This window comes from Salisaeta longa DSM 21114, from assembly GCF_000419585.1.
Taxonomy (GTDB): Bacteria; Bacteroidota; Rhodothermia; order Rhodothermales; family Salinibacteraceae; genus Salisaeta; species Salisaeta longa.
Window position 1 is genome coordinate 898,189 of record NZ_ATTH01000001.1, and the last position, 25,779, is coordinate 923,967.

A 25,779-nucleotide genomic window follows, 5' to 3' on the forward strand; every position below is an offset into this window, starting at 1 on the left:
TCCCCCCACGCCCCGCCTCGTACCGACATGGACGCCAGCGTCACGACAACCCACAATCCAATGGCCACCGCAACCGCCCGACGCTTGCACACGCTGGACGAGTACCTGGAGCGCGACGCACAGGCGACCGACGTCCGCTACGAGTACCTGAACGGGCGCACCTACGCGCTCGCCGGAGCATCGCTGGACCACAATCAGATCAAAGACAACGTCCGCACCGCGCTCCACACGCAAACCGCATCGCGGGGATGCCGGAGCGTCACGTCTCACCAGCGCGTCTCTCTGGATGAGCGCTATGTCTACCCCGATGTGGTGATGGTGTGCGACACACCGGAGATGACGGACGAAACCCCGTCGTCGCTCCGGAATCCGCTGCTGCTTGTGGAGGTGACGTCCGAGAGCACCGAACGCCGCGATGCCACGGAGAAGCTGGAAGCGTACCTCACGCTCGACGCGTTGCAGGAGTACTGGCTGATCGATCCGGCGCAGGCGCTGGTGGTCCGCTACCACCGCTCAGAGACGGACTGGCGCGTCACCCTGGTTCGTGGCCTCGATGCCACGCTTACGAGCGATGCGCTGGACGTGCAGATTCCGATGGCGGACGTGTACACGCTGGTGGATGCGGTGACGGAGGCACCGGACGACGAAGCACGCACAGAGGGGGACGAGGATCTGGAGGCGTCTTGAGAAGCGTCTTGACGTGCGGGTTGTGGACCGGTCAGGGTTCCACCACCTGATGGGGTTGGCGTCAGGTCGGCGAGGAGGCAGGCAGCGGCACCCGGAGATCCTCGTCGTTAATCTGCGTGAAGTCGTAAGTTGTCTCAGACGCTCGGTGCATGATGAAAGGCTGAACGTGTCTGCGTGGCCCTATAGTCTACAGTCTACAGAAGGGGGCTCCATCCACAAGGGATCTCCATGGATGTCAAGGCTCATGTCGGGAACCGAGAGATTTGTCGCGGTCGCCAGATCACCAATCCCTTACAGCTGAGAGTAATTGAGAGCGATTGAGAGTAAGCGCAGCCTCTGGTAGTTGACAAAACGGTTTATGCAAAGTGAAATGTGATTGAGAGACCAACCGTATGGCTAAAGGCGTGCCGCCGGCTGGCCACCCGCTATGAGAAGTATGCCCGGTGCTACCTAGCGGTAGTCAAGTTGGCCTTCATCCGACGCTGCTTCCGAAAACTCGAGTTTTCAAATACAGCCTAGAATCACGCCTGATGCCGAAGCGGTACGACGCTCGGTTGTTGTTTCTCCCACGAACGCTGCGTTTCATGAAGACGAACCCGCTGCAACGCGCCGCCGAATCGATTATCTTTGCGGCCGAGGCCCCTGTGCCGCCTGAGCAGATTGCCGAGATCGTGGCCGAGGTCACCGGCCGGCCGCCGTCGTCGGTGGAGGAAGTGCGGGCGGCGGTTGACGACCTGAACGCATCGTATGAAGCCGACGGCCGCGCGCTGCGCATCGAGCAGTGGGCCGAAGGGTATCGCATGGCCACGGCCGAGGACGTCGCCCCGTTCGTGAACGCGTACTACGTGGGCGAGCAGCGCACCACGCTCTCGCGCTCGCTCATGGAAACCATCGCCATCGTCGCCTACCGGCAACCCGTGACGCGCCCCGAGGTGGATTTTGTGCGCGGCGTCAACTCCGATTATGCCTTGCGCCGCCTCATGGAGCTCGACCTCGTCGACGTGCAGGGCCGCAGCGATGCCGTAGGACGCCCGCTCCTCTATGGCACCACCGATCACTTCCTGGAAGAGTTTGGACTGAACGACCTCGGCGACCTGCCAACGATCCGCGAGGTCCGCGAGATTTTGGACGATCCGTCCTTCGACGAGGAGCGCGCCAAGCTCCTGCAGCTCGATGCCGAAGCAGCCGTAGCGGCATCCGCAAGCGGCCCAGCGTCTGATGACGCCCCTACAGACGATGCCCGTCCGGATGATGACCGCTCTACCAGCAATGGCACCGCCAATGCGTAGACCGGCCACGTACCGGCAAGCCGCGCCTAGTCGGGTACGTACCGTGAGTGCATAAAAAACTGCCCCACGAGAAAACGCCTCGCGGGGCAGTCGTACAGCGTCAAAAGCGTGCGACGCGTGGTTAGTTGATCGTAATCTGCTTCGGCTTGCTCTCTTCCGCCTTCGGCACGTGAATCGTGAGGACGCCGTTCTCATAGGTCGCCTCAATGGCGTCGCTGTTTACCGTGTTCGGCAGCGTGAACGAACGGTAGAAGTGGCCAAAGGCCCGCTCCACGCGCACCACATCCTCATCTTCGGCGCGCGTTTGGCTCGACCGCTCGCCGCTCACACTAAGCGTGTGGTCTTTATAGTTGATTTTCAGGTCGTCCTTCGACATACCGGGCAGGTCGAGCGCAATGCGGTACGCCTCCGGCGTTTCCGTAAGGTCCGTCCGCGGCGCCCACACGGCCTGCGAGCCGCTGTCATTGTTCTCAGGCCCGCTGGTCGACGGGAAGAAGTTCTCAAACAGGCGATCGATTTCGCGCTGCAGCGAATTCATGTTGCGGTTGCGTGCGCGTACAAGGCTGGTCATGATGTTTTGTATCGGTTGGTTCGCTGTTCGGTGGTGGTTTGGTGGGCAGCATCAAAGGGCTGCCCGGCGCTTCATGTGTTCGCCCAACTAAACTACAACCCCTGTACCAGCGACGCTCCGGTGCCAAGACTACAGCCCGGAGGCCCCGCGGGGCTATCAGATTGACAGCCGCCGCTCACACCCTGACACCCCCGCACGGCTTCCGCCTGACAGCTTGAAGTGCGACGCTGCCAAACGGGCAGACGGCCCGTAGAAACTGCGCCTCCGCTCGAAGGTAGCCACCACTGCTCTAGTCCTCGTCCAATCGCTTTCCAAACGGTCTGCTTCATGATTTCCGAGCTTTTCGATGCCTCTCGCTGGACCCCCGTCGACGGCTTTGCAGCCGAGGACGTGACCTATCATCGCGCGGTAGACCACGGCACGGTGCGCATCGCGTTTAACCGCCCCAACGTGCTCAATGCGTTTCGTCCGCAAACGGTCGATGCGCTCTACCAAGCGCTCAACCACGCCCGCCAGACGCCCGACGTCGGTTGCGTGCTCCTTACCGGCAACGGCCCCTCGCCCAAGCACGGCAAGTGGGCGTTTTCGTCGGGCGGCGACCAGCGCATTCGCGGAAAAGACGGCTACCAGTATGCCGACGATGACGAGGCCAACGATGACGGGGCCGACGCCACCAAGCTGGGCCGCCTTCACATCCTTGAGGTGCAGCGCCTCATCCGTTTTATGCCCAAGGCGGTGATTGCCGTGGTGCCCGGATGGGCGGTGGGGGGCGGACATAGCCTGCACGTGGTGTGCGACCTGACCCTCGCGAGCCGCGAACAGGCCAAGTTTAAGCAAACCGATGCCGACGTGGCGAGCTTTGACGCGGGCTACGGCTCGGCCTACCTCGCGCGGCAGGTGGGACAAAAGCGGGCCCGGGAAATTTTCTTTCTGGGCAAAACCTACAGCGCCGAAGAAGCGGTAGCCATGGGCATGGCCAACGCCGCCATTCCGCACGAAGACCTGGAACGCGAAGCCCTCGACTGGGCCGAAGAAATCAATCGCAAAAGTCCCACGGCCATCCGCATGCTGAAGTACGCCTTCAATGCCGCCGACGATGGCATGGTGGGGCAGCAGCTGTTCGCCGGCGAGGCCACACGGCTGGCATACATGACCGATGAAGCCCAAGAAGGCCGCGATGCCTTTCTGGAAAACCGCCCCCCCGACTGGTCGGATGTGCCCTGGCACTACTAGGCTGTGTTTGAAAAATCAACGTGAGTGCGTGCCCGAGGGCGAAGCCAGAGCTGCACGGCGTTCGAAGCAGGGGTAGCGAGCCTACCGCGATGCAGAACAACGCAGCAGCAGCGGCTGTCCAACCGGGCGCAGTCCGCGAGGTGTTTTAAGCACAGCCTAAATCGATCCACGCATCGTACTCCCCCCGAATAACCGCACACCCGCTGTATGCCCGTCTCCGCTCCGCTGGGCGACCTCACGCCCGACGAATTTCTGTCGACCTACTGGCAAAAGCGCCCCGTCGTAATCCGCGATGCGCTGCCTGATGTTGAGCCGCCGCTCTCGCCCGACGAGATGGCCGGGCTGGCGTGCGAACCCGACGTGGAAAGCCGCCTCATCGAGGGCTCGGCCGAGGCGCACAACTGGACCCTTCGCGACGGCCCGTTTACGCCCGAAGACTTCGCCGCGCTGCCCGCGACCCACTGGACCCTACTCGTGCAACAGCTGGACCGGTTGCTGCCCGCGGTGGAAAAGCTGCGCAGCCGCTTTCGCTTCATCCCGGATTGGCGGATTGACGACGTGATGGCCAGTTACGCGCCGCGCGGGGGCAGCGTGGGTCCGCACATTGACCACTACGACGTGTTTTTGCTACAGATGAGCGGCGAGCGGCGCTGGCACATCGGCGCAGAGCCTGTCGTGGACGAGACGCTGGTGCCCGACGCCGACCTCCGCGTGCTGGCCGACTTTACCCCCGCGGCGACGCACGACCTGACGCCCGGCGACATGCTGTACCTGCCGCCGCGCGTGGCGCACCACGGCATTTCGCGCGATGACGACTGCATGACGTTTAGCATTGGCTTTCGGGCGCCGAGCGTGCGCGAGGCCCTCTACGACTTTGCGCAGTTTGCGTACGATGACCTTGACGAGCGTCTCTTCTACCGCGACCCCGACCTGATGCCCACGGCGCACCCCGGGCAGGTTGATGCCGAGGTCGTGCAGCGCTTCCGGGCGCTGTTTAGCGAAGCAACGAGCGACGCCGAGCGCATCCGCCGGTGGATTGGCCTGTGGGCCACGCGCACCCAAGCCCCGGAGCCGCTGGATCCGCCATGCACACCCGCCGACGTGCAAAAGAACGTGGGCGCCGGGCGGGGCCTTCAGCGGCATCACACCGCGCGCATCGTGTACACCGAGCGCCCCAACGGCTCCGTCGTGCTCACGGCCAACGGCACGACGTACGCCCTCGACGCGGCCGACGCGTTTATGGGACCTTTCCTCACCGATCGCATGCACATTCCCGCCGCGCTCCTTGCCCCGTACATGGACCACGACGCCTTTGTGGACGTGCTCGCGGCGCTCGTTACCGAACGCGTGTTCACGTTCGTATCGCCCGACGATGCCCTCACCGATTAGCAGGCTTGTGGTCGCCCAGCACGTGCACCGTATCGCCCAGCACGTCTTCTACGTACAGCATTTGCACCAACACGATGATGCACACCGCCAGGGGCGTGGCCAACAGCACGCCCAGCGGACCAGCCAGCACGCCCAGCATCACCTGCGCCGAAATAAGCACCGCCGGCAACAGCGACACCGCGCGCTCCTGGATGACCGGGTTAAGCAGGTAGCTCTCCAGCAGTTGCACAACCCCATACAGGAGGGCAACCGCCAGGAGCGTCTCGGGGCCCGCCAGGAGCCCCACCAGTAATCCCGGAATCGCGCCCACGATCGGCCCAATGTACGGCACGATGTCCGCAGCGCCCGCAATAAGCCCGAGCGCCAGCGGCGACGGCACGCCAATAAGCCACAAGCCCGTGCTCGTGAAGACGGCCACCACCGCCATCATCACAAAGCGGCCCGCCATCCACCAGCGTAACGCACGGCCCAAGGCATGCAGCACCGTCCGTGCGCGCTCGCGGTGCGCAGGCGGCACCAGCATCACGGTGTTTTCCACATACGCCGACGGCCGAAGCGCCCCGTAAATACTCACCGCGCTGATGATGAACACGTTCGTCAGCACCCCAAGGGTGGTGGAGAACACATTCGTGACGCTCTGCACCACGTTCGACGCCGCGGGCAGCAGGGCCGATACGCCGCTGGACCCAAACCAGGCGGTGCTCCACGGATACTGATCGAGCAGGGCCTGCAACCGTGTGAGGGCCGCGGGCAGCTGGTTGATGAGCTGCGTGACCTGCCGGACGAGATCGGGCCCCGTGTAGAGGACGATCCCCGAGGCCAACCCGCCGAGCGCCAGGAGCACGCTACCGAGGGCCCACGCCCGCTGGAGGCCTGTGACAGCTTGCACACGGCGTGCCACGCCGCCCAGAAATACCGCGCCTAAGAGTCCGCAGAACACGATGAGCAGTACGTGCGCCAGCCGAACCGCCAGGTAGGCAATGAACGCCGCAAGCAAAACCAGCGCAATGATGCTGGCGATCCGCCGGAGGGAAAGGGACGTAGCGCGGTGCTCCATCGAGGCCATCTCATTGTGAACAGGCAAGTGGCGTGCGCTACCTGCTGTTGGAGAAAGGTGTTTCCACGCACGAATGCTACCTGTCGCTTCTTGCTTTTGTTATTTTTGCAATAACGGATACAGGTGCGGGCTAGTAGCCCGGGCACACCGGCTCCGTTTGCAAACCGAAAGCGCTGCCGGGATGCCCCAGCAGCGCTTTGGATCTCGTGCCGTGTAGCCGACGCCTTTAACGTTCGAGCCTTTAGCGTTCGACCGGCGCGGCGTCGCCTTTTTCAATCGGCATGCCCACAAGGTTGCCCCACTCGGTCCACGAGCCGTCGTAGTTGCGGACGTTCTCAAACCCCAGCAGGTACTTGAGCACAAACCACGTGTGGCTCGATCGCTCGCCGATGCGGCAGTACGCAATCGTCTCCGTGTCGGGCGACAGCCCTTCGTTCTGCAGGTACAGCTCCTCCAGCTCCTCACGCGACTTGAAGGTGCCATCCGCGGCGGCCGCTTCCGACCACGGCACGTTGCGTGCGCCCGGGATGTGGCCCCCGCGCAGCGATCCCTCTTGCGGATAGCCCGGGATATGCAGCTTCTCGCCCCGGAATTCCTCGGGCGAGCGCACGTCCACGAGCGGGCCGCCGGCGTCCTGATGCGACAGCACCTCGTCGCGGAACGCCCGAATGGACAAGTCGGGGCCCGCGGGGGCCTCGTACGTTGCCTCCGGGAACGACGGCGTCTCCTTGGTCAAGGGGCGGTCTTCGGCGATCCACTTCTTGCGGCCGCCATCCATCAGCACGGCGTGTTCGTGACCGTACAGCTTAAAGACCCAAAAGGCGTAGCAGGCCCACCAGTTGTTCTTGTCGCCGTAAAACACCACGGTGGTGTCGTTGCTGATCCCCTTCGATGCGCAGAGCGCAGCAAACTGATCCGCTGTGATAAAGTCGCGGACGTCCTCCTGCTGCAGGTCGTTCGTCCAATCGATGTGTACGGCGTTCGGAATGTGTCCGGTGTCGTAGAGCAGCACGTCTTCGTTCGACTCTACGATGCGGATGTCTTCGGTTTCGGTGTGATGCTCGGCTACCCAGTCGGTAGCGACGAGCACGTCGGGATGGGCGTATGCGCTCATAAGGCGGTTGGATGTATGCGTTGGGTATGAATGCAAAAAGCCCCTCACGGCAAGCCGTAAGGGGCACACAGGTGCAATAAGGCGCGGACGCTCAGCGAGCGGCTCCGCACGTTACCACGCGTGCCCCGGTGGACAGACAACAACACGTACAGGGCGTGAGGCGTGGCATCTTGCATCGATTGCTTGGTAAGAGATTTCGAGGGCTCACACGGCACAGCCCGCGTGAGGTTCAGCGCATGCACGATTTCGTTACAGCTTTGTGTGAGCGCCCCGTTACGGCGTGGGCTGTACGGTAGCGTTCAGAATTGAGTCGCCCACCACCAAACGATCCACCACCGATTGCCCGGTAAGCACCTGCCCGAAGGCCGTGTAGCGCCCGTCGAGGTGCGGCTGCATGCTGTGCGTAATGAAAAATTGTGAGCCCTCGGTGTCTTTTCCCGCACTGGCCATGCCCAGCGTGCCGCGGGTGTAGCCGTGCCCGGTGAAGGCGCTGCGCAAGAAAAAGCCCGGACCGCCCCACCCGTCGGCCCGCGCAAAGTCGCCCCCTTGCACGACAAAATTGGGGACGACGCGGTGAAACGGAACGTTGTCATAGCGGCCTTCGCGGACGAAGCGCGTGATGACCTGCACCGTCTGCGGAGCGAGCGGCGTGAACAGTTGGAGAACGATGCGCCCGCGCTCGGTGGCGAGCACCAGCCGCGGCCGAGGGCCCAACGCCTGCAACGCGTTCCAGTCGATGGGCGGCGTCTCCACCGCAGCCGGGGCGGCCGTCACCGTCGTATCGAGGGCCTGCGCGGCGGCCGACTGAATGACGGGATGGGAATGCCGCAGGGCCGCACGCAGCACCGGACGGGCAACGGCCGTATCGGGGGCGGCGCCCAACGCACGGAGCAGCGCCGTCATGGCTTCAATGTCGGTTGGGGTGCGGAGCGAGCGGTAGACCTTTGCGAGGGTGTCGGCTGCACCGAGCGCGGCAAAGCGGGCATCGGCCAGGGGCCGGGCGCCAGCGTTGACGGTGGCAATGTCGCGACGCTGCACGGCCTCCGCAAAGGCCCGAAAGTACGCGGCCCGCGTGGTATCCGGCGCGCCCCGTTGCCAGCGATCCGCCAGACTCCGCACCGCCGCCGCTGCCACACGCACCGTGGGATGATTGGCCGCCGCCAGGAGCACCGTGCGGGCGGTATCAGACGGCAGCCAGCCCAGGGCCGGCACCCCGGCGGCGTACGCCCAAAACCGCGCGTTCGCCCGCCAGTCGCTGAGCCGGTCCCACACCAGCGTGGGCGCGCCGTTCCGCGCCAGCCCGCGCACCAACGGGGCGATGACGTGCCAGTCGCGGTGCGTACGAATCCAGCGCTCCACCTCCTCACTGTGCGCCGGCGTCCACGCCCCAGTGCCCGCGAGCGTCTGTGCGGCCGCCTGCGCCACGAGCGTCGATCCGTCGTCCAGCAGCTGCAGCAACGCCCGCTGCACGCGGGCCGTATCAGCAAACGGCGCAAGCGCGCGGGCCGCGTTCACGCGGATCGTCCACCGCGTTCCCGCCTGGGTCCATTCCACCAGACGGCCGATGTCTTCCGGCGCTGCCAGACGCCCGAGCCCGCGCAGCAGATAGGCCGCCGCGGGATCAGACGGGGCGTACGTGGCCAGCGCGCCGCGCACGGCATCGGCCGCCGCGGCCCAGGCGCTCACGTCTTGCATGCGCCCCACCGCGTAGGCCGCCATCGTTCGCACCGCCGGACGGTCGCTCGTCAGGTGCTGCAGCACCCACACGGTGGCCGTGGAATCGGTGATGCCCCGCATGCCATAGCGGGCGACGGCCCGGGCTTGGTCGGCTGCCGCCTCGGGGGGCACAGGGCGTTGCATGAGCGCCGCAAGCGACGACGCGTTGCCGGTTTTGCCAAGGGCATCCAACAAGCGCCCCAGCACCCGCGCCGACGATTCCGTTGCCAATCGCTCCAACAGCGGCGCGGCCGAGACGCGTGCCGGCGGCAGCTGCCCCACCGCGAAGGCCGCGGAGGCCCGCACCGCTTCCGCCGAATCCGCGAGCGCAGCGAAAAGCGCCGGTAGGGCCGTGGTGTCTTGCACCGACGCGAGTCCGAGCGCAGCCCGCGCCCGTACCGTGGCCGACGGATGCTGGAGTGCCCGGCGCAGCACGGCGCCGTTGCGGGCCTGCTGTGCCGTTACGAGGCGCTGCAGCGTGGTATCGGTAAGCACCGCGGCCCGCGGCGGGGCCTTGGGGGGAGACGATGTGCAGGCACTGCCGCCAACAAAAACGACGAGGATGAGCAGCAGGCGAGTCAATCGAGGCATGCGCGCGGCGGCCAATGAGTGGGTATCGGGGCGATGCGCAACCTACGGCACAGCGCCCCCGACGCGCAAGTGGATGGGCCCCGAGGCGGGGATTGCGAATAGGAAACGAACGCGGCAATCGCCGCAGCGGATCGTTTGTCTCCGTGCAGGGGGATCGCATCGTAGCGTGGATTTGCAGTTTAGGCACGTTGTACGTGCAGTTGAGCAAACCATCGCGTTGAAATACTCCACGCACCTTCGGATATTATCGGTGTAGGCGAGCGTATACTGCCTACCCCAATCGTCGCATGTCCACGCCTTGCCCCTCCGCACCGTGCCCACACCCATACTGTTCGACAAAGCCGTCGACAACCGCAGCCTGTTCTCCGACCACTACCTCGCCGAGCGCTTCCCGGAACGAGATGACGTACAGGCGCTCCACGACGATGCGGACGCGGCATATGCCGATGTCTGCGCGCTGTACGCGAAGCACGCGGCGCACACAAGAAACTGGAACGAGAGCCAGACGGAGGATCAGTTCATCCGGCCGGTGCTCGACATCCTCGGATGGGCCCGCGAGGTGCAGCCGCATGCGCAACGCCAGGGCCGCCGGGGACGCCCCGACTATGCCCTCTTCCGCTCGGCCGAGCGCAAAGAAACCGCCCGCCAGCAATCCAATGACGATGCAACGGACCTCTTTCGTTACGCCGATGCCGTCGCCGACGCCAAGTACTGGGGCCGCCCGCTCGATGGCCCGGCGCCCGCTCCCGGCCGCGACGGCCGCGCAAAGATGCGCCAGGAAAACCCGTCGTTCCAGATCATTGACTACGTCACCCTCACCGGCGTCGCATGGGGCGTACTCACCAACGGCTCTCACTGGCGGCTCTACTACGAAAAGGCCCCGTCCCGCCTCGAAACGTACCTGGAGATCAACCTCGAACACATCTGCCGCCTGGCCCAGGGCACGGCCGAGGAACAGTCCGAAGCCCGGCACGCCTTCCGCCTATTTTATGCGCTGTTCCGCGCCGCCGCGCACACCCCAACCCCCCAAGGCCCCACCTTCCTGGAGGATGTGTACGCCGCCTCCGACCGCTACGCCGAGGAGCTGGAGGCCGAACTCAAAGATCGCATCTTCGATCAGGTCTTTCTCGAACTGGCCACCGGACTGTACGAAAATCATCGCCGCGAGCACAATCCAGACGACCCCGAAGCCGATCTGGAGGCCGTCTACCGTGCCACGCTGCGCCTGCTCTACCGGCTGTTGTTCCTCCTATACGCCGAATCGCGCACCCTGCTGCCACTCGACAATCCCGGCTACCAGAAGCACAGCCTCACCCGCCTCGCCACCCGCGCCCAACGCGCCCTGGCCGGCGGCAGCCCGCTCAGCGATCGCCACTCCGATTTCTGGAACGACCTCCAGGCGCTCGTGCGCACCATCGACAAGGGCGACCCCACATTCGATGTGCCGGCGTACAACGGCGGCCTGTTCGACACCACCAATCCGGCCAACGCCTTTCTCGACGACCACACCATCGGCCAACGCTACATCGTCCGCGCGCTCGTCAACCTCACCGCTGTTGACCCCCACACCAACCCCACCGGGCCGCAGGTGGATTACAAGGCGCTGGACGTCCGCCAGCTCGGCTCCATCTACGAAGGGCTGCTCGAACACCGCCTGGTGCGCACCGACGACGGAGCGCTCGACCTGCAAACGGACAAGGGCGAGCGCAAAAAGACCGGATCGTACTACACGCCGCATTACATCGTGGAGTACATCGTGGAGCACACGCTCGGCCCTATCGTGGAGCGCCGCATCGAGCAATTTGCTGCGGCCATGGCGCGCATCGCGGAGATCATGGACGGACGGGCCCCCACCGACCGCGGCGTCCGGGCCAAGCTCGACACGCCGCGTCGCAAGGCCCTCAACGCGCTGCTGACTGTGCGCGTGTGCGACCCGGCGATGGGCTCCGGCCACTTCCTCGTGCACGCGGCCGACTATCTCGCCGAACAGTTCGCACAGATCCTTAGCCGCTACCCGGAAAACAACCCGGTCACGGAATATCTGGCGGAGATCCGCGAACGCATCCTGCAAAGCCTCCAGCGCCAAGGCATTAGCCCCGAGGCCATTTCGGCCAGCACCCGCCTGCGCGATACGTCGCTCCTGAAGCGCCTCGTCATGAAGCGCTGCATCTACGGCGTGGACCTCAACCCGATGGCGGTGGAACTGGCCAAGGTGAGCCTGTGGCTGCACTCGTTCACCGTGGGCGCACCGCTTTCCTTCCTCGACCATCACCTGAAGGCGGGCAACTCGCTGATTGGGGCCGATGTGGAGGCCGTGATGGATGCCATTCAGAGCGACCTGTTCGGCAACATTCGCGGCGAGATACTGCGCGGCACCCAGTTCTTGCAGGACGCGGCCTTTAACACGGATGCGACGCTCACGGATGTTGAAGAAAGCGCGACGGCGTTCCGCGCGTATCAGGACAAGATGGCGCCGTACAAGCGGCTGCTGGATCTGTGGACGGCGCAGCACTTCGACGCGCCCAAGGGCCGTACGCTGGTGCGCGATTATGCCCGTGAGGTGATCGAAGCGTACCGAACGGACGGCGGTGCGGTGCTGGAGGAATTTCCGGACACGGTAGCCACGGCCGAGCGCGTTGCCCAGGAGAAGCGCGTCTTCCACTGGCAGCTGGAGTTTCCCGAAGTCTATTACGATCTGGACTCCAGCAAACGCCGCTCCAATCCCGGATTTGACGCGGTGATTGGGAATCCGCCGTATGTGCGCATGGAAGCATTCAAAGACATGAAGCACTTCCTACGGAGCAAATACGACGTGTACGCCGAGCGGATGGATCTCTACGGCTACTTTGTTGAGCAAGCCGTTGGACTCTTGGCTCACGGACAGCGCCTCGGATTTATCGTGTCGAACAAGTGGATGCGGGCCAATTACGGAACGCCCATTCAAGAACTGATCAAAGAATATGCGACCGTTCAGCAGGCGATTGATTTTGGTGACCTGCCTGTGTTCCAGGCCACCGTGTATCCACTGATCCTCATTCTTTCGAAAGGCACCGATCCCGATGCACAAGGCTGTTCTGCACAGATCCCTCATCTGGCGTTCGATAGCCTGAACACAATCGTGAATCAGGTTGGCGTCTCCTTCTCGCAAGCACAACTCCACGAAATCGGCTGGGCACTTCTTGGCAATCCCGGCCTCGACGTCGTTGCGAAGATGAAGACGCAAGCCGTCCCGCTTCGGGAGTACGTTGGTGGATCGCCTCTCCGTGGAATCGTCAGCGGGTTAAACGATGCTTTCATCATTAGCCGGGAAACGCGAGACCGCCTGATTGACAGAGATGAAAAAAGTGAAGAGGTTCTCTATCCAGTTCGAACGGGACGCGACGTTCGGCGCTACGCACTGCGCGATCCGGGAACCTATCTGATCTACACGAAGCACGGCGTTGACATCGACCGATACCCGGCCATTAAAGCGCATTTGCAAGCGTTTCGGTCGGATCTTGAAGGCCGCGCCACCGATCAGGAATGGTACGAATTGCAGCAGCCGCAGGCAGCCTACGAGGAGGCTTTCAAACAGCCGAAGATCATCAATCCAGACCTGGCGGAGAAAGGACGATTCCATCTGGACCGGAAAGGCATTTTCCCGACGAACAAGATCTATTCGCTCCCAACAGATGATGCCTACCTACTCGCCATTCTCAATTCTCAACTCGCCGATTTCTATCTCAAAGCCACCAGTGTTCAGTACCGGGGCGATTATTTGCAATTGCTGGGACAGTTTGTTGAACAAGTCCCCATCCGCGACATCGCCTTCACCACCCCGGCGGACGAACGCACCGCCCACGCCGAAGCCGCCATCGCCGCCTACGAGGCCGCCCGCGATGCCGACGCCGGCCCGACCGTCTACGCCGTGCTGGAGGCCGTTGACGCGCACCTCACCGCCGACCCCGAGCGGGCCGACGTCGTCCACGACCTGCTGGCGCACCTCGCCCGCGAGATGACGCGCCTGAAGGCAGAGCGCAGCACCTACCACCTCGACCTCACCGACTACGTCCCCGAGCCCACCGCCGCCACCGGGCGTCCGCTCGTCGACTTCGGACGCTACCAGCCCGTCCCCGGCGTGCAACAATCCATGCTAGCCGCCACCGCTGCGACCTATGACGGGCTGCGCATCGGCACGCTCTCGGCCACCCGCACCGACGCCGCCGTCACCCTCCGCGCCACCGCCCGCTACAAGCCCGCCGCTGACGACGACCTCCCGGACGACGCGCTGGACCGCTGGGGCTACCACGAAACCGACCCAGTGGACGTCTGCACCCTGCACGGCTGCACCGACCTGGAAGCGGCCCTCGTCGTCCACTGGATCGACGTGCTCAACGCCCACGGCAGCGGCTACGGCGGCTACCGCGACAACGCCACCAAAACCATCTCCCTGCTCGACCGCTTGCACGCCGCCCGCTTCCCCGATCCCACCGACGACGCCATTGCCCGTCAGCTTCGCCCGTTCCTCAACAACGCTGCCGAGGCCGCCCGGCTCGACCGCCACCTCGCCTTCACCGATGCCCTCATCGACCGCATCGTGTACCGCCTCTATGGCCTGACCGATGAGGAGGTTGCGGTGGTGGAGGGGCGGGGGTGACCGTCGCAGTTCCTTCATCTTCGGTTAGAAACTTGCAATTGATTAGCATATACACTAATATCCGGGCGACATGTCACAAAGCACCCGTGAGTTCAGTCTTGTTCATGCGCTCCCCAAAGAGAAGAGGAGCCGCCATCATGAGCGCGTGATTGTAGCGCTTCGCTCACGGGCCCATGGAGATGATGCGTCTTGGTCCTGTCCGTACCATGAGCACCTTCGAAGCAAAAAAGTGCGTTCAAACAAGCAACTGAAAAAACGTATCCTGAAGATGCTAACGATGATTGCCAGAGTCGGCGAATCATACTATAACAAAGAACCCAGGCATCTTCGGGATGTTGGAGATGACCTCTGGGAATTGAAGCCAAAAGGGCATCGTCTTTTGATGTTTAAGGACGATCAAGTTAGCACATTCACCAAGCCGTGTTGGATTATTTTGGACGCATTTAAGAAGCCCTCCGAATCAAAGCAGCGTCGTTTTATCAGAGAAGCAAAATCCACCATGAGAAATTACTTTGAGTCAAAATAATACGCCTCTACTATAATCTAGAAAACAGAAAATTATACTATTGTGGATACACAAAGCAACCACGACATGGCCAATGTTGACCCGATGCCCGGCGACATCGAAGAGCTATTCGAGGATTTGGAGGAAACGCCCGAAGACATTGCCTCAGACTTGATGGATCTGGTTCGATATCAGATCGGGCGCCGTCTTGAAGAGTATGGATGGACGCAGGAAGATCTGGCAGAAGCCATGGGAGTAAAACCTCCTACGGTAAGTCGTCTGCTCAACAGCGAGAATCCAACGCTGCTATCTATTGCAAAAATGGCAAAAGCACTCGACTTGGCGGTTCCCGTACTGAAGTTCGTGCCAAAAGAGGAGATGGAAGACCAGACCGACGAAGTGAAGTCGTTTGTCTGTAGCGAAAAGAACGGAGCGGGATGGTGGCCCGTGACGCGGCGGCGTTCGTCGCATGTGCGCAACCGAATGCGCGAGTTCATCCAGACGGAAGTACGATCCGCCGGACGTGTCCAGCCGCCGTCCATTGAAGCAGCTGAGCACATTCCCTTTGACACCTACGCAACGCTGCAAGAGCAAGAAACGATTTAAGCGATGATCTCCCCCGTTCAGATGCAGAGCTTCGACCTTGTCGAATCTCATTTCTCAGCGAATCCCGCCTACCAACCGTCAGAAGAGGGAGGTACGCTGAAGCCAACATTTTACGTTCGCGGTCAACGGGTCTCTCCAGACTTTCCTCCCGAAACGTCTGAAGAAAAAAACATCGTCCAGATTGACCTTTCGACGGAGCGTCTCTCTCGTTCGGAGCCCAAAGGGGGCACCGAGCAGTTCGATATCTTCCTGTACGTAGGGATTAACACGGTATCCAAGGCCATTCAAGAGACGATGCCATACCAGATTGAAACGGTTACACTGGGACGATTTTCCGCCAACAATGTCCCTCCAGCGACAGAAGAGGAGGAGAGGGGTCGCGTGCTGGACATTATCCGAGTGAACGGTGCTTCCATGCTGTACGGGGGTCTGAGGCGTATTATTCAGCGTCAAACAACATCGCATCGATACCCATTCTTGCTGCTCCCTGGAATTAATCTACGAGAGGTTGTAGAGTGGGAAAAAACACACGATGTAGAAGGACCGCTTCCTGCTCCCAACCCATGAGCAGATTGAAACTTCGAGACGCATTGACGGAAGACTTCTTTGAAAAGCACGACCTGGATTTTCAGCCACTAGAGAGCTTTAATCAGGGTGCGATTGGGCATCGCAGACGCTGATGCGTGTACCGACTCTATGGGGTGACAAGCGTGGAGAGACCTCTTCTTTTTCTGATCACAAAAGACGACCGCACCCATGAGCAACATCCATTACTTTCAGCGCTACTCGCAGCGTGAAAACGTCATCACCAACAACACGTTGCGGCTTTTTGCACAAATCTATAGCGACAGTCCCAGTCGCCTTGAACGGCTTTTGGAAGCCCTCGTTGATGGGGCGACCATTGACGTTGGGGTTCAGATGGAACAGCAATCTGCTGAGACCGACAGCATTCCCGATGGCGCGCTCACGCAATCCAGTTTCAAGATTGTCATCGAAACCAAGCGCTCTGACAGCTTCAGAATCGACCAACTGATGCGTCATGCGAAGGCGCTTAACGACGCTCGGCAGGGCATTTTGATGTTGCTCCTCCCTGAAGTACCGGCTACTAAGGTAAAGGCGGCTGCAGAGCAGATTGCTGAGTATGACAAGTCCATCCAATTCGAAGCCGTGACGTTCAAGCAGGTCATTGATGTCCTCATTGGATCTGGCAAACTGATCGGCGATCATGAAGAGCACCTTTTTCAACTTGTCGGAGACTACCGCAATTTCTGCTCGGGAGAAAATCTCCTTCCTACAGATGACCTCATGCGTGCCGTCCCGTGTGGGACGTCGCATAAGGACAACTTTGAGTACGATCTGTACTACCACCCCAGTTCACGTGGGTATCAGTCGCACCAGTACATCGGGATCTACTACAAAAGGAGCATTCGTGGAATTGGGAAGTTGGCGAAGACAGTCGAGACCGATCTTGTGGACGGCGAGTTGATCCTCCAGAACGGCGAGAGCCTCTCCGCGGATGAAGAACAGCGGATCCGAGGGGCAATCGAAGCAGGAAAGAAACATGGATACAGCCTCGACACCGACTGTGAATTCCTTCTCGTGGACACCTTCCACCCCACGAACTTTAAGAAAGCCTCTTCTTACGGCATGATGGGGCCGCAGTATTTCTCCCTGCGTGACTATCTCGACGTGGAAGAGAACGAGCCGCTTCCCGACACAGAGACCATTGCGGAGCAACTAAGAGAGATGTCGTGGGAATAGCGGTTTCCGAACGCGTCTCATCACCGTATCATCAACCAGCAAGCACGTGCTATGTAGTTCTCCAGGTTCCGCCTGCTCTCTTCCTTCCTGCTCCTCTCACCGCTTATGATGGGCTGGATTCTCTCCTTGTTTTTCTATGAAGCCGATCAACACCTCGCCGACGATGAATCCTATGTCTGACAAGCAAACCCCGGAGCGCTCACAGCAAGAACAGACGGAACCGCGCGACGATGAAACGGCAGGATATACCACACACACGTTCGACACAGAACAGGCGTTCTTGCGAATGCTGGACGGAAAGCAAGAGGCGCAGGCGGAGTTCTACCGGCTACTGGAGCGTGATATTGAGGAGCACATCGTGGGAACGTAGCTGCGGGTAGCAGCCCGAACAGCCGTTCGAACCATCAGCGCCCCCCGTGTGAACAGCAGCGCGAGGGCCGCAGCCTATCCGACCACCTCACGCAGCGGTTGGGGATCTTCTTCGCGGGGCTCTTGCTGTGCCGCACCGGACGGATCGTTGACGTCCAGGATGAGGCGCGCGCTGCGGCTGTACGTGAAGTAATTGTACGCCCAGTTCACAAGCGCGCTGAGGCGATTGCGGAAGCCCACCAGCTTGGCAATGTGAATGAACACCCACACGAGCCAGGCAAACGCCCCCTTCATGGTATGGCCGGTCGGGAACTCCGCCACGGCCGCGTTGCGCCCAATGGTGGCCATCTGCCCCAGATCGGTGTATGCAAACGGCTCCGGATCGACGCCCAGCACGTGACGACGCACCTCTGCCGCTGCATGCCGGCCGGACTGGATGGCCACCTGCGCGAGCTGCGGCAGGTAGTCGTCTCCGTCCGCGATTGCCGCCACATCGCCCACCGCAAACACACGTGGCAGGCCCGGCACGCGCAAATCCTGGGACACGACCAAGCGCCCGCCGCCCGCGCGCTCCGCGTCGATTTGCTCGGCCAGCGGGTTGGCCTTTACCCCGGCCCCCCACACCACCGTGCGACTTGGCAGCGTCGGCCCGTCGGCAAAGCGGACGGCTGTGGACGTCACCTCCTCAACAGTCGCGCCGGTGCGCACCTCAACGCCGCGCGAGCGCAGCACCTGCGCCGTGTACGCCTGAATCTCTTCATCGTAACCGCCCAGCAGCCGATCCGACATCTCCACGAGCACGCAGCGGGCCACGTCGCGGGTGTCAAACGCCGTAAAATCGCGGTTGAGCGTGTCGAACAGCTCCACCAGCGCCCCCGCCATCTCCACGCCCGTCGGCCCGCCGCCCACAATGGTAAACGTGAGCTGCCCCTCCGGCGCCCGCTCCGGATCTTGGTCGTACGCCTCAAACTGCCGCAACACATGGTTGCGCAGGCGCACCGCACCCGTCACCTCTTTCAACGGAAACGCGTGGTCGGCCACCCCCGGCACGCCAAAGTCGTTGGACACCGCACCCCCTGCAAGCACAAGATAATCGTACGCCAGGCGATCGCCGGTCGACAGCGCGACCGTGTCGGCCGACGTGTCGATCTGCTCCACAGCGGCCATCCGAAACCGCACGTTGTCGGCCCCTTGCAGCACGCTGCGGACGTTCTGCGCGATGTCGTCGGGCTCCAGGCCGGCCATGGCTACTTCGTACAGCAGCGGCTGAAACGTATGATAGTTGTTCTTGTCCACCACGGTCACCTGCACCGGGGCATCCATGAGGGCCTTCGCGGCCTCAAGCCCAGCAAAGCCCGCCCCAACAACAACAACGTGCGGAGCATCGGGGCGTACGGATGCGTCCGCACGAATCGGTGTAATGCGAGCAGACATAGCAGCCTAGGGTGTGGTGAGATTAGCTTTTTGCTCAATACCCTAACGTGTGCCCCTCGCAAAAGACCCTTTACGTCACCTCCTTGCCCCTATTATTACAACTGATTGCTCTTCTTCGTTCGTGGCGGATGGGCCGCTCGTCCAAACACCCGCAACGGGCACCTGACATTTACATGAGCAGATTATTCGCGTTGCGTCTTTGATCCCTTGAGCCCCCCGAGGTCGCGCGCAGCCAGCAGGTTGACATCGTACGTGCGCACCCGTCCGTTGCGCTCGCGGTGCCGCCGCTGCGCAATCTCGATCATGCGATGCACCAGCTCATCAAACGGCACGCCCGAGGGCTCCCACAAGTAAAACGAGAAGGAGCCCGGAATGGTGTTGATCTCGTTGAAGTAGAGCGCGTCGGTGGCCTCATCAATCATGAAGTCGATGCGGGCCACGCCGGCACACTCGAACAACTGAAACACAGTTTGCGCCATGTCCTGAATTTCCTTCGTTCGCTCGGCCGAAAGCTCTGCCGGGATGATGCGATCGAGCGCCGCCATGCCTTCCGCGGCCGGCCCCTGCTTCGCGCCGCCCGCTTTGTCTGATCCGTTCTGCTCCCGCATGTACTTGTCCTTGAACGAGAGCACCGCCGCATCCTCCGAAGCGACCGGCTCCTCCAGCACGCTCGTCGTCACCTCGTGCTGATCGCCCAGCACCGCGCAGTTGATCTCGCGCAGCGCCGTAACGGCCCGCTCCACGATGACCTTGTCGTCGTAGCGAAAGGCATCCTCAATGGCCGCATCGAGCGCCTCGCGGGTGGTTGCCTTCGCAATGCCAATGGACGAGCCGCAGCGGGCCGGCTTCACGATGACCGGATAGCCAAGCGCCGCCGCGCACTCGTCGAGCCGCGCCTCCTCCTGATATGCCCAGTCGTCCTCGCGCAGGCTCACAAAGTCGACGACCGGAACGCCGGCTGTGCGGCACAGCTTCTTCGACAGCACCTTGTCCATGCCCACCGCCGAGCCCAGCACGCCGCTGCCGGTGTACGGCACGTTGAACGTCTCGCAGAGGCCCTGCAGCCCGCCGTCCTCGCCCGCGCCGCCGTGCAACCCCAGCAGCATTACGTCGACGGTAAACCGGCGGGCCGCGCGCCAGGCGGGCACCGCATCGGGGCGTTCCCACAGCACGAGGCGCCCGTGGCCGTCCGGCTGCACCACCAGCGGCGTGGCCCCGTCGCGCAGGCGCGCCTGATCGCGGTAGGTGGCCACATCGAGCAGCGCATCGCCCGTGTACCAGGTGCCGTCTTTGGCAATGTAGAGCGGGAGGGGGGCGTAGCGGTCACGATCGAGCGCGTGCGCCGCCTGGAGCGCAGAGATGACGGAGACTTCGTGCTCGGGCGCCACCCCGCCCAGCACAACGCCCACGCGGGTTGGTGAGGAATCCACAGCAGCAACTGGTTGATGAGAGCAAACGACGGGCCTCTCATATTACCTGACGGCGGATGCGTTCTGTAAGCGGTACGTAAACCGCAACCGGCCGCCCCAGGATGTGGGCCGCGGGTGGGCGCCGCGCCGTCTTGTCACGGCGATGGACATAGGGTAGCGCTCAGGCACAGGGACGACGCGCCAAGGACAATCCTCTTGGAATGGAGGCAAGACTTCCGACTTTGATGTGGAGCTTGAAAAAGCTTCTGCTGCCGAAGGTTGAGTTTCAATCCTCTTGGAATGGAGGCAAGACTTCCGACGAGGCCGTCGCGAAAGAACGGCGGAGCGCGCGCCAGTTCGGCCGTTTCAATCCTCTTGGAATGGAGGCAAGACTTCCGACTTGCGGATGTTGACAGGGGTTGGGTGACTCATAAGGATTAAGGTTTCAATCCTCTTGGAATGGAGGCAAGACTTCCGACCACCCAGACCGGACAAATGATCGCAGGGAGTACACAACAGTTTCAATCCTCTTGGAATGGAGGCAAGACTTCCGACTCGACCGCGAGGACAAGCGGTCGAGGTATCTCAGCAGAGTCGGTCGGTTTCAATCCTCTTGGAATGGAGGCAAGACTTCCGACTAAATAGTTCTTCTTTCTTTCCTTGTTTTTTTTGTTATGATTGTTTCAATCCTCTTGGAATGGAGGCAAGACTTCCGACGGTACCTGAAAGAGAGGTGAATACCGGTGCGAAAGGCAGCGGTTGCGGCCGCTGCAGGCCGTTGGTCGTAGCACGGAGGCGTCATTTCCGCAGACCCTGTGCTAACATGCGCTTGCTTCATGGCTTTTAGTGAAGCCATCGTGAAGGCATTTTGCGCAACCCTATGTAAAAGAACACCTTGCGCGTGTGCCGCAGACCCCCCGCCTTGAGCGGACATTTTAGGTCTGCAACGCACGTTGAATTCAATGGCATAGCACTGATTTCAACGACACGCAAAAGCATGGTATATAAGCGGCTGGAGAATGTCAAGCGCCGCGGCCCGCTTTTTCTGTGCGGTGGGCTGACGGGCGCAGAGGGTTGCCCGGCTGCGGAGATTGCCCGGCTGGGGAGATTGCGCTTTCAAGCATGACCCAAGGGCCCCCACGTCGCCTTCGGCTCCTCGCAATGACAACAGTGGTTGATGTCAAAAACAAGGCGTCGATGGTTCAGATGGTTGTTCAGGGTGGTCTGCCCATCTGCACGCGCAACGCACCAAAGCAGCAACCCCCTCCTTGTCATCGCGAGGAACGACCAGAGGGAGTGACGTGGCGATCTCCGTGTACAGGCAGAAACGCTTTGTTGCGGAGATTGCACCTACGGCGTGACCTAACGGCCCCCACGCTCACCGCGTTCGCTCGCAATGAAAACAGCGGTTGATGAAAAACGGAGCGTTGATGGTTCAAATGGCCGTTCGGACCGGTTCGGCCATCTGCACGCGCAACGCATCAGAGGAACAAAAAGCAATGTGTCATCGCGGGGTCTGCGAAAAGCCGCCCCCCTAGTTGGCACCGTTCGCCGAATTCAGGACAGCCCCCTTGAATTCGAGGGGGCCCATCTTCTGCCAGCCGCTTGCGTGTGGGGGCCTCAGGCACGAAAACATCACCCAAGACGCGCCGTAGTATTTTCCGTATTGCATTCATCTTCACGCGCACTTCCCCGTTGCATGCATGCCTACCGATGCTCCTCGCCCATCCACCGACAACTCCGTGCCAGCAGACGAGCCCTCCGTCTCCGGCACGTCCGCAACAGCCTCCAGCGACGTGCGACCGATTCGATGGATTGAGAACGAAGGTCTGCTCCGCGACGAGGGCGTGTTGCTTGGGCTCGCCGGCATGAGCGAAGAGCTGGCGCACAAAATTGACGTCATCCGGTCGTACTTTGCGCAGCACGAAGAAGCCGTGCGCCGGGGGCATGCCCAGCTTGAAGCCCGCCATGCGCGGATTGAGGAGCAGATAGCCGACGTCACCGAACAGCTTGCCACGCTCGACCGCCAGATCGAGGCGCCGTCCATTCCCGCTGTAGACTGCCCCGACGGGGTGGGGCGTCATACCTTGTTGCGTTACGTGGTGGGAGCCGTGCTCACGCTCGCGCTGTGCGGCGCAACCCTCGTCTTTGTGCACACGCTGCTGGCTCCCTTATTTGCCAGGGCCTGGTGGGTAACCGCAAGCGTAGGCGGGGTAGGCTTCTTTGTAGCTTTTCAGCCCACCTCGTGGATGTACACCAACCGTGCCGCGCATCAGGCCCCATCGGATGCCCCCGAGCCCTGGAAGACCCAATTGGCAACGTTTGGGTTGCCCGTAGCAGCAGCGTTGTTCGTGAGCGTATGGACGTACGAACCCCTTGGCGCGCTAAAGAGCATCAGCGTGTTTGTATTTCTTGCCTTCGCATTCCTGTTTGGCGGACAGCTGCTCCTCAGCCTGTTGCCGCGGCTGTCGCTGCTCCGCCGGGTGCTGTGGCACGACGTGCGCGTGTGGTGGGCGCGCCGGCAGGCCCGCAAGCGCCGCCGCCAGCTCCGCGAGCAAACGCTCGGCCCGTTGCAGGATCAGGACGCCTGGCTGCAGGAGGAAAAGGCCCGGCTGCGCACCCCCGCAACGGTAGCCGCAGAGCGCGACGCATGCATCGCCACCCTCCGCAGCGAATACGCCCTAGCGCGCCAGGCCATCGAGGCCGGCATCCTCAGCGCGCGCACCGCCGATCAGATCCTACGCACCAGCCCCAACCCCACAAATGCGAGAATGGATTAGGAACCAGTGGAACGACTGGGTTGGCCGCAACGCCCCCGCCGATGCCTCGCCGGAGGCCGCCGACAAGGAGACGCCGGCGCCCGCAGCAGGCGATGATTCGGGGCCGGCCACTGCCGAAGACCCTGCGCCGCTTACGCACCGGTCGCGACGCGCCCCCAACGAGTTGCTCGGTTACACCTACACGCTACGTACAAAGGACGAGCCGAACCCCGAGCGGCCTTTTGCACACGGCTTTGTGGACGGACTGGAGCAGGTGGAGCGCGCGCCGTTTGAGCGGCTGGTGACCCTCTCGGAGGAAGAGCAGCGGTTGACCGGAGCGCTCAACGCACTGCGCGAGCGACGCGCCACGCTAGAGACCTACCGCGACACGCACCGGTCGAAGCGCGAGGCCATTGCCCGTGCCACCGACGAGCTGGCGTACGTAACCGACGACCTGGAAGCCGCCGAGGCCCGCGCCGCCGCGCTGCAAGAAAAGGTGGAGGCCACCGCGCCGCACGACCCCGCGCCCGAAGCGCGCGAACACGCGCCCCGGCGGGGGTCCATCGCGTATGCGCTGCTGTATAGCATCGCCGGACTCGTCTTTATCGCGGGCGACGTAATCATGTCGCGGGAGGTTGTGTCGCGGGCGCTGCGCCTACAGGGCGAGGTAGAGCCGTGGATCTTTGCCGTGGGCTTGGCGATGCTGGCGGTGCTCATGAAGCCCGCCTACGACCGGCTCGTGGAAAAGCCCTACTGGGAGGGGCGAACGACCGTCTTCCGCCGTGTCATTGTGGGCGGCGCGTTGGCGGCGGCGGTAACGCTCGGCGTGCTTGGCGGCTTCCGCGCCTTTGCGTTCGAAACCAACCAGACGATTCGCCGCTTGCAAAGCGAGCAGCAGAGTGTCGTACAGCAGGGCAACGTGGAGGCTGCAACAGCCATTGGCCAACAGGTGTCGCAGTTGCAGGAGAGCATTGCCGGTAGCTGGTGGGGCTTTCTGTCGTTTGTGCTTTCGGGCGTACTCTTTGCCGCCGCTGGGGCCGTGTGTTTGGGCATTGGCCTACATCACGGGCGCGACTGGTACCACCGATCGTTGCGTCCTTTGTGGATGCAACGTAAGCAGAAAAAGGCCCATCGGCAGCATCAGGAAAAGCTCCAGACGGCAAAGGCCGCACGCGACGCCCTGAAAGACAAGATGCGGCATCTCACAACCGAGATCACCGGCGCCCAAGCCGCCCTAGAGGCCCTTCCCCCGCTCGACGAAGTGCAGGCGTCCTTAAAAGACCTGCGGCGCGAGGCCGAGCGCCTGCGCGCCGCCCGCGCCCTTGCACGCAGCAATGCCGGCATCGACGCCTATCGCAACGGGTATGCCCTGGCAAACGGCATGTTTGAGACATCGAGCCCCGACGACACCGCCACAGAGCATGTAACGTCGAGCCGCATCGCGGGCGACGGCAGCGCCACCGATCCGCCGCTCGCGCCCAACGATCCGGCGGCCCCGGAACCTGCGGACGGCGATGATGACGATGCAGCCGCAGACAACAAACCCGCGGCCATGGACCAGAACCGCACCACAAACAAGCGACGCCCCTTCCTGGCGCTGCGCGATGCCATCGCCAACCACCGCCCATAGGGTCGTCCGGTTCTCCCGTTTTACTCCGTACGTTCTCTTTCCCCAAGCGATGACCATGCCTCGTTTTTTGTCTCGCATGCGCACGCTCATCTGTCTTGCCGCCATGCTTTTCGTTGCGGGGGCCTGCAACGGCACCCCCGATCCAGAGCACATCGACGTGTCTACCCCCGGCGTTCAGCAGGTGCTGGTGTTTGTGGACGCAAGCGCAAGCGCCGGTAACGTCTCCACATTGCCCAGCGTTTATCGCGACTCGCTTCGGGCCGTGATCAAAAAGCGGCTTACCGAGCCCCGCGACCGCATCAGCATCTTTCCTGTGCACGCCAAGACGACCAGCAAGGTGGGGCGGTGGGACATGCGCAACACCGTACGTCGCCCGAAGTGGTCTTCCTTTGCGCAAGACCGGCGGTCGCGCAAGCTGATGTACGAAAGCAAGGTGCAGTCTTTTCTCAAACGCGCCCAGGAGCAGGCCGTCCGGCACGCCCGTGCCCTATACACCGACCGCAATTTTGAGCAATGGACCGACCTGTGGGGAACGCTGCAGGTTATCAGCGAAGAAGCGCAGCCCAAGAAGGGCCCCGTACGCGTGTACTACTTCAGCGATATGTTTGAGAGCGTACCCGGCGCCAAGCGTCGCAACTTTGAGCGTGTGCCGCCCACAAACAAAGCGCAAGCCCAGCGGTGGGCCGCGCGCGACGCGGAGCGCATCAAGCAGCAATTGTCGCTGCAGCCCTCGGTGCTTCGGAACGTGAAGGTGCGCGTCCTGCCCGGCCCGCTGGCTGCCAAAGACCACGCCCTGGCCGTCAAGATGTACTGGATGCGTCTGTTTGAGGCGCTGGGCATGCAGGCCACCTACAACTGACGAGCGCGCACGCACGCCGCAGCAATGGTCATGGGCATTTTTTTCTTGACACTCCAGATGCTACGGCATAAATTAATTACCGGTTTTATTGCCAAATAGCCTTTTGTACGTGTTTCCGTAGCCTCACAGGGTTAAAGCACGTGGAAGTAGTCTTTCCTATCTCG

Annotated in this window: 19 protein-coding genes and 1 CRISPR repeat array; of the genes, 13 read left to right on the forward strand and 6 right to left on the reverse strand. The window is 62.2% G+C overall.

What is annotated here, in order from left to right:
- Positions 1 to 60: 60 nt before the first annotated feature.
- Positions 61 to 687, forward strand: a complete 627-nt coding sequence (locus SALLO_RS15040) for a Uma2 family endonuclease (protein ID WP_022834991.1) — start codon at positions 61 to 63, stop codon at positions 685 to 687.
- A 584-nt stretch (positions 688 to 1,271) separates the two neighbouring features.
- Positions 1,272 to 1,976, forward strand: coding sequence for an SMC-Scp complex subunit ScpB (scpB, locus tag SALLO_RS15045; protein ID WP_022834992.1), 705 nt, complete (start codon positions 1,272 to 1,274; stop codon positions 1,974 to 1,976).
- Between the two features lie 121 nt (positions 1,977 to 2,097).
- Here scpB and SALLO_RS0103810 read toward each other — a convergent pair whose 3' ends face one another.
- The gene (locus SALLO_RS0103810; protein ID WP_022834993.1) at positions 2,098 to 2,547 is read right to left on the reverse strand and encodes an Hsp20/alpha crystallin family protein; all 450 of its coding nucleotides are present in this window, start codon (positions 2,545 to 2,547) and stop codon (positions 2,098 to 2,100) included.
- 327 nt (positions 2,548 to 2,874) lie between these two features.
- On the opposite strand from SALLO_RS0103810, the gene SALLO_RS0103815 reads away from it, so the two are divergent.
- Both SALLO_RS0103815 and SALLO_RS15050 read left to right on the forward strand, forming a co-directional pair.
- Positions 2,875 to 3,780 carry a 1,4-dihydroxy-2-naphthoyl-CoA synthase gene (locus SALLO_RS0103815; RefSeq protein WP_022834994.1) on the forward strand — a complete coding sequence of 302 codons (906 nt, stop codon included), beginning with the start codon at positions 2,875 to 2,877 and terminating at the stop codon, positions 3,778 to 3,780.
- Between the two features lie 207 nt (positions 3,781 to 3,987).
- Positions 3,988 to 5,169, forward strand: a complete 1,182-nt coding sequence (locus tag SALLO_RS15050; RefSeq protein ID WP_022834995.1) for a cupin domain-containing protein — start codon at positions 3,988 to 3,990, stop codon at positions 5,167 to 5,169.
- Here SALLO_RS15050 and SALLO_RS15055 read toward each other — a convergent pair.
- The 3 genes from SALLO_RS15055 to SALLO_RS18085 all read right to left on the reverse strand — a co-directional run bounded on the left by SALLO_RS15055 (position 5,159) and on the right by SALLO_RS18085 (position 9,647).
- Positions 5,159 to 6,253 carry an AI-2E family transporter gene (locus SALLO_RS15055; RefSeq protein WP_157621193.1) on the reverse strand — a complete coding sequence of 365 codons (1,095 nt, stop codon included), beginning with the start codon at positions 6,251 to 6,253 and terminating at the stop codon, positions 5,159 to 5,161. The two genes, SALLO_RS15050 and SALLO_RS15055, sit on opposite strands and share 11 nt — an antisense overlap.
- Positions 6,254 to 6,467: 214 nt before the next feature.
- A complete protein-coding gene (locus SALLO_RS0103830) occupies positions 6,468 to 7,340 on the reverse strand; it encodes a sulfurtransferase (protein WP_022834997.1) in 873 nt (290 codons plus the stop codon).
- A gap of 273 nt (positions 7,341 to 7,613) precedes the next feature.
- Entirely contained in the window at positions 7,614 to 9,647 is a 2,034-nt protein-coding gene (locus SALLO_RS18085; RefSeq protein ID WP_157621196.1) for a peptidylprolyl isomerase, read from the reverse strand.
- 313 nt (positions 9,648 to 9,960) lie between these two features.
- Here SALLO_RS18085 and SALLO_RS15060 point away from each other — a divergent pair, with 313 nt between their 5' ends.
- From SALLO_RS15060 to SALLO_RS0103860, 6 genes are all read left to right on the forward strand, one after another.
- On the forward strand, positions 9,961 to 14,283 hold the full coding sequence (locus SALLO_RS15060; RefSeq protein WP_157621199.1) for an Eco57I restriction-modification methylase domain-containing protein: 4,323 nt from the start codon (positions 9,961 to 9,963) through the stop codon (positions 14,281 to 14,283).
- 70 nt (positions 14,284 to 14,353) lie between these two features.
- The gene (locus tag SALLO_RS18370) at positions 14,354 to 14,809 is read left to right on the forward strand and encodes a hypothetical protein (RefSeq protein WP_157621202.1); all 456 of its coding nucleotides are present in this window, start codon (positions 14,354 to 14,356) and stop codon (positions 14,807 to 14,809) included.
- A 66-nt stretch (positions 14,810 to 14,875) separates the two neighbouring features.
- Positions 14,876 to 15,394 (forward strand): helix-turn-helix domain-containing protein, encoded by a 519-nt coding sequence (locus SALLO_RS15065; RefSeq protein WP_022834999.1) that lies wholly within the window; start codon positions 14,876 to 14,878, stop codon positions 15,392 to 15,394.
- Between the two features lie 3 nt (positions 15,395 to 15,397).
- The gene (locus SALLO_RS0103850; protein WP_022835000.1) at positions 15,398 to 15,961 is read left to right on the forward strand and encodes a hypothetical protein; all 564 of its coding nucleotides are present in this window, start codon (positions 15,398 to 15,400) and stop codon (positions 15,959 to 15,961) included.
- A gap of 189 nt (positions 15,962 to 16,150) precedes the next feature.
- On the forward strand, positions 16,151 to 17,155 hold the full coding sequence (locus SALLO_RS0103855; protein WP_022835001.1) for a hypothetical protein: 1,005 nt from the start codon (positions 16,151 to 16,153) through the stop codon (positions 17,153 to 17,155).
- A 136-nt stretch (positions 17,156 to 17,291) separates the two neighbouring features.
- Positions 17,292 to 17,525, forward strand: coding sequence for a hypothetical protein (locus SALLO_RS0103860; RefSeq protein ID WP_022835002.1), 234 nt, complete (start codon positions 17,292 to 17,294; stop codon positions 17,523 to 17,525).
- Positions 17,526 to 17,599: 74 nt separating this feature from the next.
- Here the strand turns inward: SALLO_RS0103860 and SALLO_RS15070 are convergent, their stop codons facing one another.
- Both SALLO_RS15070 and SALLO_RS0103870 read right to left on the reverse strand, forming a co-directional pair.
- Positions 17,600 to 18,958, reverse strand: coding sequence for an NAD(P)/FAD-dependent oxidoreductase (locus SALLO_RS15070; RefSeq protein WP_022835003.1), 1,359 nt, complete (start codon positions 18,956 to 18,958; stop codon positions 17,600 to 17,602).
- 182 nt (positions 18,959 to 19,140) lie between these two features.
- The gene (locus SALLO_RS0103870; protein ID WP_022835004.1) at positions 19,141 to 20,388 is read right to left on the reverse strand and encodes a D-alanine--D-alanine ligase family protein; all 1,248 of its coding nucleotides are present in this window, start codon (positions 20,386 to 20,388) and stop codon (positions 19,141 to 19,143) included.
- Positions 20,389 to 20,571: 183 nt separating this feature from the next.
- A CRISPR array of direct repeats spans positions 20,572 to 21,084; the repeat unit is 37 nt; unit sequence GTTTCAATCCTCTTGGAATGGAGGCAAGACTTCCGAC.
- Positions 21,085 to 22,070: 986 nt separating this feature from the next.
- On the opposite strand from SALLO_RS0103870, the gene SALLO_RS0103875 reads away from it, so the two are divergent.
- The 3 genes from SALLO_RS0103875 to SALLO_RS17630 are packed head-to-tail and all read left to right on the forward strand — an operon-like array spanning position 22,071 to position 25,615.
- A complete protein-coding gene (locus SALLO_RS0103875) occupies positions 22,071 to 23,147 on the forward strand; it encodes a hypothetical protein (RefSeq protein WP_028566873.1) in 1,077 nt (358 codons plus the stop codon).
- Positions 23,131 to 24,756, forward strand: coding sequence for a hypothetical protein (locus tag SALLO_RS17625; RefSeq protein ID WP_022835006.1), 1,626 nt, complete (start codon positions 23,131 to 23,133; stop codon positions 24,754 to 24,756). Before SALLO_RS0103875 ends, SALLO_RS17625 begins: the two co-directional genes overlap by 17 nt.
- Before the next feature lie 55 nt (positions 24,757 to 24,811).
- A complete protein-coding gene (locus SALLO_RS17630) occupies positions 24,812 to 25,615 on the forward strand; it encodes a hypothetical protein (protein ID WP_157621205.1) in 804 nt (267 codons plus the stop codon).
- Positions 25,616 to 25,779: the final 164 nt, after the last annotated feature.

Coding starts and splice junctions, on each gene's coding strand:
- SALLO_RS15070 (WP_022835003.1), bottom strand. CDS start 18,958: ATGTCTGCTCGCATTACACCGATTCGTGCGGACGCATCCGTACGCCCC.
- SALLO_RS0103815 (WP_022834994.1), top strand. CDS start 2,875: ATGATTTCCGAGCTTTTCGATGCCTCTCGCTGGACCCCCGTCGACGGC.
- SALLO_RS0103830 (WP_022834997.1), bottom strand. CDS start 7,340: ATGAGCGCATACGCCCATCCCGACGTGCTCGTCGCTACCGACTGGGTA.
- SALLO_RS15050 (WP_022834995.1), top strand. CDS start 3,988: ATGCCCGTCTCCGCTCCGCTGGGCGACCTCACGCCCGACGAATTTCTG.
- SALLO_RS0103855 (WP_022835001.1), top strand. CDS start 16,151: ATGAGCAACATCCATTACTTTCAGCGCTACTCGCAGCGTGAAAACGTC.
- SALLO_RS17630 (WP_157621205.1), top strand. CDS start 24,812: ATGCCTCGTTTTTTGTCTCGCATGCGCACGCTCATCTGTCTTGCCGCC.
- SALLO_RS18370 (WP_157621202.1), top strand. CDS start 14,354: ATGTCACAAAGCACCCGTGAGTTCAGTCTTGTTCATGCGCTCCCCAAA.
- SALLO_RS0103810 (WP_022834993.1), bottom strand. CDS start 2,547: ATGACCAGCCTTGTACGCGCACGCAACCGCAACATGAATTCGCTGCAG.
- SALLO_RS18085 (WP_157621196.1), bottom strand. CDS start 9,647: ATGCCTCGATTGACTCGCCTGCTGCTCATCCTCGTCGTTTTTGTTGGC.
- SALLO_RS0103850 (WP_022835000.1), top strand. CDS start 15,398: ATGATCTCCCCCGTTCAGATGCAGAGCTTCGACCTTGTCGAATCTCAT.
- SALLO_RS0103875 (WP_028566873.1), top strand. CDS start 22,071: ATGCCTACCGATGCTCCTCGCCCATCCACCGACAACTCCGTGCCAGCA.
- SALLO_RS0103860 (WP_022835002.1), top strand. CDS start 17,292: ATGAAGCCGATCAACACCTCGCCGACGATGAATCCTATGTCTGACAAG.
- SALLO_RS15065 (WP_022834999.1), top strand. CDS start 14,876: ATGGCCAATGTTGACCCGATGCCCGGCGACATCGAAGAGCTATTCGAG.
- scpB (WP_022834992.1), top strand. CDS start 1,272: ATGAAGACGAACCCGCTGCAACGCGCCGCCGAATCGATTATCTTTGCG.
- SALLO_RS15040 (WP_022834991.1), top strand. CDS start 61: ATGGCCACCGCAACCGCCCGACGCTTGCACACGCTGGACGAGTACCTG.
- SALLO_RS17625 (WP_022835006.1), top strand. CDS start 23,131: ATGCGAGAATGGATTAGGAACCAGTGGAACGACTGGGTTGGCCGCAAC.